Raw genomic sequence first — 12,356 nt, 5'->3', positions numbered from 1 at the left:
CAACGTGTCCTATTGTCCCAATGTTAACGTGTGGTTTACTTCTTTCATACTTTTGTTTTGCCATTTGTTTTTCCTCCAAAAAATTAATAATATTTTTTTAAATTATACCATAGTTTATGCGTTTTGTCTAATGGTATTAGAATTGTAGGGGCTAATTAAAAAAATTACGAGGAAATGATACAAAATGAAAAATTAATGCTTCTGGAGATAGAAGCATTTTTTTAATTTTTAAATAGATATATTTACTTTTTTTTGTTATACTATATATACCGTAAAGGCTAAAATAAAAGGAGGTGTACATAATGGAAAATATGGATAAGTTGAGCGAGAAAAAAGTTGAAGAATTAAAACAAGAAATAAAGGCAAGACTATCAGATAATTATGATGAAAAGGAAAATGAGGAAGAAAAAGTCAGTTGTGAGGAAATAGCTGATGAGATAAGGAATATAGGGACAGAGGAAGAATTGCATGAGTACTTAGAAGAACATCATGATGTAGATATAGCAGAATCATTTGAAGAATTTGAAGATGATGAAGATATATTAAGGATTTTGAATGCATTAGACTATGAAGAAAAAGCAAATGTAATAGAAGAAGCAGATGAAAAAATACAAAAAAAGATAGTTGAAATATTGCCAGAAGATGAAGTTATTGAAATATTTTCACATATGTCACCCGATGATATAGTCGACATTTTAGGGTATATAAACTTCCAAAAGAGGAAGAGCTTACTAGACAGCATGAAAAGATCAGATGCTAATAAGTTAAGAGAATTATTAGGTTACGAAACTGATAGTGCTGGGGGTATAATGACAACACAGTTTATAGCCTTCAAAAAAAATCTTAAGATGAAAGATATATTAGAAAAAATAAAGATAATAGGACCTAAGACAGAGTATATAGAAACAATATTTGTCTTAGATGAAAATGGAGCTTTAATGGGGGAAGCCGATTTAAGAGACATACTTTGTTCATCAGACGACACCCTATTATCAGAAATTACAGAAGAAAATTTTAAATATGTTAATCCCAAAGACGACCAAGAAGAGGTAGCCTTATTAGTTTCAAAGTATAGTTTAAAGGTAGTTCCCGTTGTTAGTGATAAGATGGCTTTAATGGGGATAATAACAATAGATGACGTTGTAGATGTAATACAAGAAGAACATACAGAAGATATGCTTAAATTAGCAGGTACTGGTGATGATGAAGATATATATACATCCCTATATGAATCTACAAAAAAGAGGTTACCATGGTTATTGATAAATCTATTAACAGCATTTTTAGCTTCATTCACAGTAGGCTTATTCCAAAACACTATAGACAAAGTAGTTGCATTAGCAGTTACTATGCCAATAGTTAGTGGAATGGGTGGTAATGCAGGAACACAAGCATTAGCTGTAACGATAAGGTCTATAGCCCTTGGTGAATATGATGGTAATGATAATTTAGAAATATCAATAAAATATATAGTTTTAGGCTTTATTAACGGACTACTAATAGGAATAGTATGTGCATTAATAATTTCTTTAGCTTTTCAAAATATCTACTTAGGTGTAGTAATACTTTTGTCAATGATAGGAAATTGTATAATTGCCTGTCTTGTAGGATATTTAATACCTATAGGACTACAAGCTATGAATATAGATCCAGCGATGGCATCAGCTGTAATATTAACAACAGTAACAGATGTATGTGGATTTTTCCTATTCTTAGGTTTAGCAACTATGTTTATAACAAAACTATAAATTGACACTAACTTTAAAATTATTGTATAATATATAGAAAAAGTAATAAAAAAATGGAGGTAAATATGAGATTACTAATAAATCAAGTCTATGATGTGTTAAATGAAAATGCAAAAAAGATTTTTAACATAGAATTAGATAGTAAATATGTTCAAAATTCAACAAAGAAGGAATTTGGAGATTTCCAAACAAACTTTGCAATGGTAAATGCAAAAACATTAGGTAAAAATCCACGTGAAATAGCACAAGAATTTATAGATAAATTTGATGGAAAAGGGATAATTGAAAAATTAGAATTAGCAGGTCCAGGATTTATTAATATATTTGTAGCAAAAGAAAAGATTAATGATGAAATAAAGAAATTTGGTAAGGAAAAATTTGATTATGAAATACCAAATGATAGATTGGTTGTAATAGATTATTCATCACCTAATATTGCAAAAAGAATGCACATAGGGCATTTAAGATCAACAATAATAGGGGATTCAATAAAGAAGATCTATGAAGAAATAGGATTCAAAGTATTAGGAGATAACCATATAGGAGACTGGGGAACACAATTTGGTAAATTGATAGTTGCCTACAACAAGTGGTTAAATAGAGAAGCTTATGAAAAAGATGCAATAGAAGAATTAGAAAGACTATACGTTCTATTCTCGACTGAATCAAAAAAAGATCCTTCATTAGAAGAACAAGCTAGAGAAGAATTAAGAAAGGTTCAAATAGGAGATCCAGTAAATCTTGCACTATGGAAAGAATTCATAGCTTACTCTATGAAAGAATACAACAAGGTATATGACAGATTGAACATTAAATTTGAATTAGTTAATGGAGAATCTTTCTATAACGACATGATGCCAGGCGTATTAGAAGATCTAAAAAAACGTGGTATAGCAAAAGAAGATGATGGTGCATTAGTAGTGTTCTTTGATGAAGATAAACTACCACCATGTATCGTACAAAAGAAAGATGGAAGTTTCCTATACTCAACTTCAGATCTTGCAAAGATAAAATATGTAAAAGACGAATTAGGTGGAGATATATCAATATATGTTGTTGATGAAAGACAACAAGGTCACTTCAAACAAGTATTTGAAATAGCTAAGATGTTAGGTGCTCCATATGATTATGAAAAACACCATACACAATTTGGAATAATGAGATTTGGTAATGGTGTAATACTATCATCACGTGGTGGAAATGTAATACATTTAACAGACTTACTAGATCAAGCAAAAGAACAAGTTAGAAAAGTTGTAGATGTAAAAAATCCTGACCTAAGTGATGAAGAAAAAGATAAAATTTCAGAAGCAGTTGGAGTATGTGCAATTAAGTACTTTGACTTGAGTCAAAATAGAACTTCACCTATCTTATTTGAATGGGATAGAGTTTTAAGTTTTGAAGGAAATACAGGACCATACTTACTATACACATATGTAAGAATTAACTCTATACTAAACAAGGTAAATAGTATTGATGAAAATCAAAATGTATTAGTAGAAGGTTCTACGCCATTAGAAAGAGAATTAGTATCAACTATACTTAAATTACCTACATCAGTTATTAAAGCATATGAAACAAAAAGACCTAATGTTATTGCCGACTATATCTACGATTTAGCTAAGAAATTCAATAGTTTCTACAATAGCGAAAAGATATTAACAGCACCAACAGAAGAATTAAAAAATGCAAGAGTACTTTTATCACAAAAAGTAGGAGAAGCTTTGAAAAAAGGTTTAGGATTATTAGGTATAAAGACAGTTGATAAGATGTAAAATAAAGGAGTGTGATTTTATGCTTAAAAAAATCTTGTTTTACATTTCTCTATTACTTTTCTTCATTTCTTGTGATGCACAAATTGCAAGGAATCAATTTGAAAGAGGAGAATACAGGGAAAGTATTAAAACAACATTAAAAATAGCAGGAGACAATAAATATACAGGGTTATCATTAAAAGAAAAAGAAGAAATTTTAAAAAGATTTAACACAATAGATTCTTACTACAAGTCATTAGAAAATACAAATAATGTACAAATAAAGTATGATGCATTTGCTGTAGGATATATGGTAAATAGATATATGCCAGAAGTGTTAACCAGAGATAATTATCTAACTAGATATACCACAAATAGACTAGCTAGTAGTCTTGAGTATAGTATAGCAAGAAATATTAATATGTATTCTAAAGGAGAATTAGATACTCTAGCAAATATACAAAAAGATATGCGTGATATTAACATATATTCTTCAGAATATTCTGGGATGTATAAGGATGTATCAAGAATGTTAGCAGATAAATTCTTTAGTTTGTATAAGGCTAGTCCATATGAAGATGAACAATTAAAATACTTAAAATTAACATATACTACATATCAAGACTTTGATTCAAATTATTTAGGTTCAAAATCTAAATACTATGCATTAGTTAAGACTATAGACATACGTAATGCTAATGAATACTTAAACGATGCTAAAAGAGACTATAATTTCGCAGATTATGAAAAAGCCATAGATAAATTCGATAAGGCATATGAAATCTTTAATAAGTATTCTGACTATAGATATATTCTAAGTGATATAGATGTGTATAGAGAAGCTTGTAGAAATAGAATAAAACAAATTAAGGCTCAAGAATACTATGAAAGAGGTCTATACTATCAATCAAGAGGAGACTACAAAAGAGCAGCTGAAGCTTTCTACAATGCACATAGATTAGTTGATAACTACAAGGGAAGCTACAGACTATACAAAGAAAACAAAGAAAAAAGTAATTATGAAAGAACATATACATTATCTACAAACGCTGGCTATGAAAAAGAAGCACAAATAGAAAGAATATTAGCTAGATATGGATATACAAAAGTATCTTATGGTGCAAATATTAACTTAAAGTACTTTCAAAATGTAGACTATGATCAAGATAACACTAAAGAAACAGTAACTGTAAGCATGAGAGTTGTTGGTAATGGTATAGATAAATCAAGACAGGTTGTAAAAATAAATAGATATATGTATAACGGATACATGGGACTAGATAGAATGCTAAACTTCTATAGAAGAGATATAGATCAAGAATTTGTTGAATTGATAAATAGTGTAGGAAGTAGTTTAAGATAATTGGAGAAGTAGATGGATATTCTAAGTAATATAGGAGAGAAGTATAAAGAATTATCGGAAACTGAAAAGCTTGTTGTAGATTTTGCGTTGAAATATAAGAATAAAGAAGAATTGAAGATAAAAAACATTGAGGATGCCTTATACATATCCTCATCTACAATAATACGTGCATGTAAGAAGTTAGGGTATAGTTCATTTTCTAAGTTTAAGTTTTCTCTTATCAACATACGTGAGAATGAAAATGAGAATAAGGTAAATGATTTTAAAAAAGTAAAGGAAACAATAAAGTCGGACTTTTTGAAAACACTAGGTATTTTGAATGAAGAAACTATAGACAAAATAGTTGAGTCTATAAAAAATTCAAAGAGAATATTCTGTATAGGTCTAGGTATGAGTTCACAAGTTAGTACAGAGTTTAATAGACAACTAAAGCTATTAGGCTTTTGGTCAAATGACTATATTGAAAAATATGCAATAGAAAGAATACCAGAAATAGCTGGACCAGATGACCTGATAATAGTATTCTCACTTAGCGGTGAGGACAGTGAAATTAATAATATACTAATAAATAGTAAAATGAATGGAGTTAAGATAGCTTGTATATGTTCACTAGGTAATAACACACTAGGAAATATTAGTGATATTGTGCTATCAGTATACAACACTGTCTTAAGAAAAAGAGTCAGATCAAGACTTATGTTACACCTAGCAGCAACCATGATAATTGAAAAGCTTGTGTTAATGATAAAATAGGTTAAAAAAAGAATATAAACGGAAAAAAGTATAAATCAATATAGATTTATGCTTTTTTTTTGGTGGTTAAATAACGGACGGGTATATATGTAAAATATTGTTGAAAATTTCAGACTAGAAATGATAAAATAAAAAAGTCGTTTTTTTTAAACAAAAACAAGTAAAAGCATAACAATAAAGAGGAAAAAATGGAGAATACAGTAATACCATCTAAACTACTATATAGAATTAAACAACATTTTAATTTTTTAACTACTAAAAAGCTTTTAATTTCATTTTTAGTAATAATGACTAATATTACTTTAGCAAAAAATTTAGACAATTTTGTATATTATACAAATGTAATAGAGGGTACTAAACACGTAGACTTACAGGCAGTAGATTTTGAATTTGCAGACTATTTCCTAACACAAAAAATAGATAGGGAAGTATCTAGTGAGTTTCAAGATATAGACATAATGTATTCACAGCATATGGATACTATGGAGGATAACATACATTAGCAGTAGGATTTAGTGGAACTAATGAAGAACGTAACTTCGTATGCAAATTAAGTGGTTCAGTAAACAATAATGGAAATCTTGCATTCGGTGTTGGAGTTGGAGTTATGCTTGGTGAAGAAAATAAAAATAATTATCCTGAAAAGGTTAAAAAAGTTTCTGAATTGGAAAATATGGTGAAGAAACAAGTTGCTGAATTAATGAAATTAATAAAAAAGAAAAAGTAAGAAAAAGGCAGTTTTAGAAAAAAAGCTATCTTTTTTGATTACACAAAAAAAAGAAAGTAAACAAGGTTAAAAAAGTATTGTGTGGAGAGTTAAACAAACATTAACTTTGAAATAGTAATAAATAAAAGGTTAAATAATGGGATGCGTAGCAGTGTAAAATAAAGTTGATTTTTATGGGGGGGGGGTGTTAAAATGATAGAGATCGCAAATATTTACTTTATAATATAAACATTAAAAAATAGATAAAAATGGAGGTTAAATGAAAAAAGGAATTTTAATATGGATTTTTGTAATATTAAGTAATATTACAGTATCACGATCATTGGATAATTATGCATATTATACTAAAGAAATAGAAACTACTAAACACGTAGACTTACAGGGTATAGACTATGAGTTTGCAGACTATTTCTTAACACAATCAAAAATAGATAGGGAAGTATCTAATGAGTTTTTAGTAATATTACCAGATGTAAGTGTATTAGAAAAGAATAAAGACAGATTAAGTAAGTTTAGTAAGAAAATATTTGTATTCTTACTAAAAGAAAAGAATGATAAATTAAAGAATAGAAGTATAAAGGAATTAAAAGATAAGAAGTTTCCAAAGAATGTACAGATAATATTAGTATCACTAGATGATGAAGAAACAGAAAGATTCATAGCAGATACTAAGGATAACTCATTGTATAAGCAAGACTATTTCAAGTACAAGTTCTACAGACAGTACAAGAAAAGAACGAATTATGATTATTTAGGAGTGATTAACAAATGAAGAATATAAATATAGAAGAAGTAAAAAGATATTTAAAAAGAAGCCTAAAAAAGAAGGTAAAGATAACGACAAGTTTGATAGTGCTATTTATGATGAGTAATAGTATTGTTAGTATGGCGGACAATATAACTATAGATAAAGGAAAAATTGGTGTAGGGTGGAAAACTGATTATAATCCAGGTGCAATTGCTTTAAACCCAAAAGGTGAAAATGATAGTAAACCACAAAAAGAAGTAGTTGGAAGTTATTCAATAGCAATAGGATTAGGAGCTGAAGCAAAAGCTGATGAGTCAGTTTCAATTGGGCATAGTTCTAAGGCAAATGCTAGTGATTCAGTTTCGATTGGACATAATGCTAATGCAAAAATGGGAAATTCTGTTGCTATAGGTGCTAATTCAATGGTTTATAATTTTGAAAGCGATAAAGAAACAGATGGATCTGGGCAAGGTGTAGCAGTTGGATCCAATGCTAGGGCAGTATCACAAGCAACATCTTTAGGAAATGATACGTATGCAATAGGTCATTCATCAATTGCGATAGGGTCAGATGATATTGATATATACTATAATGATAGAATTAGTAAATATGATTACGAAAATTATTTTAAAAAATTATATAATAAAATAGATAATAAAACCGCAGAAGACATAGCTAAAAGAAAAGGTCCTAAATATGGATTCACAAATATTGATGGTAAAGTTAGTATGTGGGAAACTGTTAAATATTCCCCAACATTAGCACAAGGTAAAGGTGCGATTGCAATAGGGTCAAGATCTATTGCTTATGAAAATGGGACTACAGCATTAGGAACATTAGCATTTGCACTAAAAGAAAAATCAACAGCATTAGGTACACATACTCGTGCTGAAGGAGTAGGAGCTATTGCTATAGGTAATGATACAAAAGTATTTTCAGATAATTCAGTTGGTGCAGGTAATAATATTCAAATTTTAAAAAAAGGTGGAATGGGATTTGGGTATGATATTATATCAGGTGGAGAAAATTCTATTTCTATAGGTAAAAAAGTTTATTCAAATGTTAAAACAAATTCTTTAGATAAAGGAATACATGAAAGATACCAAAAAGCAAAAAATGAGTTTATATTTGGTAATACATATATACAAGATAATTTAGATCAACTAGATGATACACTAGATAAAAGAGAAAATTCTGATAATCTTCAAAATAACTATAGTTTTGATATATCAAAAAAAGAACATAATGGGGTAGCTAATGTTGGAGAAAGTAATGATTCAAAAAACGCTATAACAATAGGTACATCATCTATGGCATTATCTGAAAATAGTGTAGGAATAGGTCATGGTACATTTTCAACAGCTAAAAATAGTATGGCTTTAGGGTCTTATTCATATGTTAACGGTGAAAATTCATTAGGATTAGGTGTTTATTCAAAGGTATTTTCTAAGAACTCTATTGCAATTGGTACAGGTTCTGGAGTAGCATATGATGCAGATAATTCATTAGTAATGGGTGTGGCATCATATTCTAAAGGAATGAATGGGTTAGTTTTTGGTAATAAAGCAAAAGTAGAAAAAGAAAATGGTAGTGCTATTGGAAATGAAACTCAAGTAACGCTATCTAATTCAATGGCATTAGGACATAAATCAAAAACAGATTATACAAAAGAAGAATTAGAAAAAGATGCCTATGCACCTAAGGGTGTACTATCTATGCCTTCAACAGAAAATATAGGGGTAATATCAGTTGGTTCTAAAGGAGCAGAAAGAAGAATTGTTAATGTAGCTGCTGGTTATAGAGATACTGATGCTGTTAATGTCTCTCAATTGAAAGCCATGGAAGAAAAAATTAACCAAAGTGGATTAATGGATGTAGAAGATGATGATTTAAACATTTCTGATAATGGTATACACTATTTGTCAGTAGATAAAAATGGATATAGATCAAAAGACATTAAAGAAATAATGCAAAAACAAAGAGACTATAACAAATATATCGAATACAAGAGTAGACAATTAGAAATGAAAGCTAGAGAAGCTAGAGGTGACAAATTACCTGATCCATATAAGACAAAAATAAATGCTAAAGTAGAAAACTTAGAAAAGAAATACAAAAATGATACTCAATTTAATCAAATAGAACTTAAAAAAATTACTGATGAAAAAATTGATGGAATAAAGAATAATGGAGCTTCATTTGATGCAATAATAACTGAAATAAATTTAGCAAAAGAAAAAGATAAATATATAACATATACTGATGAAAATGGACAAGAAATACAAAAATTAAAAACTATTCTATATGAAGATGAAGTTAAAAAGATAAATGAATCAAACTATAATAACAAAGGTGCTATAGGTAAAGATAGTATAGCATTAGGATACCAAACAAAATCGACAGGTGATAAAGGTATAGCTATAGGTACAGGTGACCAAAGAAGTTTAGATATATTAGAAAAACAAAAAATAATTGATGTAAGTAGAGGTGAAGAAAAGCAAAAACTTGTTAATAAAGAAATAAGATTAAATAATAATATGTATACAAGATCTGGAGAAAATGCTGTTGCAGTTGGTACAGGAGCTATAGCAAAAGATTGGTCAGTTGCATTAGGTGGTAATACACAAACTGAAGATACAGCCGTAGCAATAGGAGATAGATCAAAAGCATTAGGAAATAGATCAATAGCAATAGGTAATAAGGCAGCAACAGGTAGATATTATGAATTTAATGGTAAAGAAAAAATAAATGAAACATTAAAGAGTTTAAATGGTCAAATATTGAATTATGATTCTATAGGTATGGTTGGATATGATGGAGCTGAAAAAGCAATAGCAATAGGTTCACATTCAACAGCAACATCAGATTATTCAGTAGCAATAGGTAATGGAGCAACTACTGGGGATAATAAGACATATACTAAAGAAATATATGTTAAAGATAGAACAAAAAATGACTTAACAGAATCTGAACAAGCTATGATTATACGTAAGCACTTCCATAAAGATGAAAGTAGCTTTAATCAAGATGAAAAGAATAGATTTCAATCATTAATTAAAGATTATAATTCAAAGAATTTAGATAGACAAAAACAAGAAATACTAGAAAAGAATTATTACTTAAAAGAACAAGAAGTAAATAAAGATGAAAAGAAAAAGAAAATATTTGACGAATTAGTAAGATCAATTAATGCAAAAACTGAACAAGAAAAGAAAGATGCAAAAGAAAAAATATTACAAAAATATTTCCATAAGAAGGAAAGTGACCTTACACAAAATGAAAAAAAAGAATTTAATAGAAAAATAGCTGTAGTTGAAGCAGATAATAAGGAAATGATTTTGCAAAAATATTTTGCTAAGAGTAAGTATGATCAACTATCAGAAAGTGAAAAGAATGAATTTAATACATTAATAAAAGACCTAACAGATAGTGAAAAAGAAAACCTATTAAGAACATACTTTATGGGTAAAAAAGAAGAAGAACTTACACCAGCAGAAAAGAAAGAGTTTGATGCTTTTAAAGATAATTTCAAAAAGAAAGTTATAGTAGGTGGTGCTGAAAATGCCATAGCTATAGGTAAATATGCAAAAGCATCAAAAAAAGACACAATTGCTTTAGGAAAAGATTCAAATGCAGTTGAAGAAAAAGCTATAGCTATAGGTAAAGAAGCTAAAGCAAAAGGAGCACAATCTGTTGTTATAGGTACACCTAATAGTAGTAATAGTAAAGCAGATGATAATACGGATTCAAATATAGGTGAAATAAGTGCAGGTACATCATCAGTATCAGTAGGTAATGGTGTTAAATCTGGTGATTATTCAGTAGGAATAGGTGGAAATGTTGTAGCAGGTAAGACAGCAGTTGCAATTGGAGATAGATCACGTGCAATAGGTGAAATCAGTGTAGCTATAGGAGAAAAGGCATTAGCAAAAGGTCCTAGAAGTATAGCTATAGGTAATGAAACAAAAGCAAATGCAGAAGATTCATATGTATTTGGAGGTAAATCTGAAGTTTCTAATGGTGCAGGTCAATCATCAGCTATAGGGATTAATATATCAGTAAAATCTGCTCAAGCAATAGCAATGGGTAATGATGTTTTAATTGAGGAAAATTCACGTGGAGCAGTAGCTATAGGTAGTGATGATAGTTCATATAATGAAGGTAATAACAAGATAGGTGGTAACTATACTAAAACTATTGCTAAAGGAAATGCAACAACAGCAATAGGAGCTCATGCACAAGCAACTAATGTTGCAGCAACAGCTTTAGGGGCTAGAGCATTTGCAACAGAAAAAGAAACAGTAGCAGTTGGTGCTAATTCAAAGGCTAGTGTAGAAGGTGCAGTAGCTATAGGATCATATTCATTAGCAGACAGAGCAAAAAACACTATATACTATAATCCTAAAACAGGAAATACTGATGGTAAAGTTACAGATAAACTAGCTACTAAAGCAGCACTGTCAATTGGAGATACAAGTAAAAATATTACAAGACAATTAATAGGACTTGCAGCTGGAACTAACGATACCGATGCAGTAAATGTATGGCAATTAAAAGAATTAAAAGGATATGTTGATGAAAATAAAAAGTTCAAATTAGAAGGTGATAAAAATGGAAAACAAACATTTGAATTACCAAACAAATTAGAAATTAAGGGAAATACAGAAAAGAAGAATGATGGAAAAACATATCAAGATTGGGATAGTACATATACAGTTGAAAATGTACAAACACATATTTCAAAATCTGGCGATAATGCAAAAATATTAATAGGAATAAAGAATAAGCCAAGATTTGATAAAGTTTATGTAGGAAATGAAACAACAGGTCTTGAAATTGCACAAGATAACAATAGTAATATAACTTTAACACAAAATGGAACAAAAATAACATTAACAAAAGATAATAATAATCTTAAGATGTCTGGTATTGCAAATGGTGTAGCAGATAATGATGCAGTAGCATATGGACAAGTAAAAAAACCGTTTATTGTAAAAGCAGATAAATCAACTCCTAATGCTAGTACTGAAAAGAGTATGAGTTTAGGAAAAACATTAGAGTTTACAGGAAGAAAATTTGATGGAACAAAAAATTACGATGAATGGTCAGTTGATGCCTCAGTTACTGGAAAAGGTGGTGATTATACTTCAGAAAATGTAGAAACTTTTGTTACACAAGATAATAAAACTGGAAGAACAGGTGTACTTATAGGTCTAAGAAAAGATCCGAGATTTGATAAAGTAACATTGGGTGAATTAGATAA

The 12,356-nt window shown here is 29.2% G+C and carries 7 protein-coding genes; all 7 read left to right on the top strand.

The window, feature by feature from the left end; translation table 11 throughout:
* Nucleotides 1-302 precede the first annotated feature (302 nt).
* Complete coding sequence (mgtE, locus tag IMK15_RS06025) at nucleotides 303-1,748, top strand: magnesium transporter (protein ID WP_084710358.1); 1,446 nt, start codon at nucleotides 303-305, stop codon at nucleotides 1,746-1,748.
* A gap of 65 nt (nucleotides 1,749-1,813) precedes the next feature.
* On the top strand, nucleotides 1,814-3,523 hold the full coding sequence (argS, locus tag IMK15_RS06020) for an arginine--tRNA ligase (RefSeq protein ID WP_192942252.1): 1,710 nt from the start codon (nucleotides 1,814-1,816) through the stop codon (nucleotides 3,521-3,523).
* Between the two features lie 19 nt (nucleotides 3,524-3,542).
* On the top strand, nucleotides 3,543-4,865 hold the full coding sequence (locus IMK15_RS06015; RefSeq protein WP_192942251.1) for a hypothetical protein: 1,323 nt from the start codon (nucleotides 3,543-3,545) through the stop codon (nucleotides 4,863-4,865).
* 12 nt (nucleotides 4,866-4,877) lie between these two features.
* Nucleotides 4,878-5,618: a MurR/RpiR family transcriptional regulator gene (locus tag IMK15_RS06010; RefSeq protein WP_192942250.1), complete on the top strand. Its 741-nt coding sequence runs from the start codon at nucleotides 4,878-4,880 to the stop codon at nucleotides 5,616-5,618.
* A gap of 188 nt (nucleotides 5,619-5,806) precedes the next feature.
* A complete protein-coding gene (locus IMK15_RS06005; protein ID WP_192942249.1) occupies nucleotides 5,807-6,121 on the top strand; it encodes a hypothetical protein in 315 nt (104 codons plus the stop codon).
* A gap of 483 nt (nucleotides 6,122-6,604) precedes the next feature.
* Nucleotides 6,605-7,117 carry a hypothetical protein gene (locus IMK15_RS06000; RefSeq protein WP_192942248.1) on the top strand — a complete coding sequence of 171 codons (513 nt, stop codon included), beginning with the start codon at nucleotides 6,605-6,607 and terminating at the stop codon, nucleotides 7,115-7,117.
* Nucleotides 7,114-12,356, top strand: a 5,243-nt coding sequence (locus IMK15_RS05995) for a hypothetical protein (protein ID WP_226869233.1), incomplete at its 3' end; no start/stop codon positions are given. The genes IMK15_RS06000 and IMK15_RS05995, both read left to right, overlap by 4 nt.

The sequence above is a fragment of the Sneathia sp. DSM 16631 genome (assembly GCF_014892235.1).
Taxonomy (GTDB): Bacteria; Fusobacteriota; Fusobacteriia; order Fusobacteriales; family Leptotrichiaceae; genus Sneathia; species Sneathia vaginalis.
Note: the sequence above shows the minus strand (reverse complement) of the source record. Positions and strands in the feature narration are given on the sequence as shown.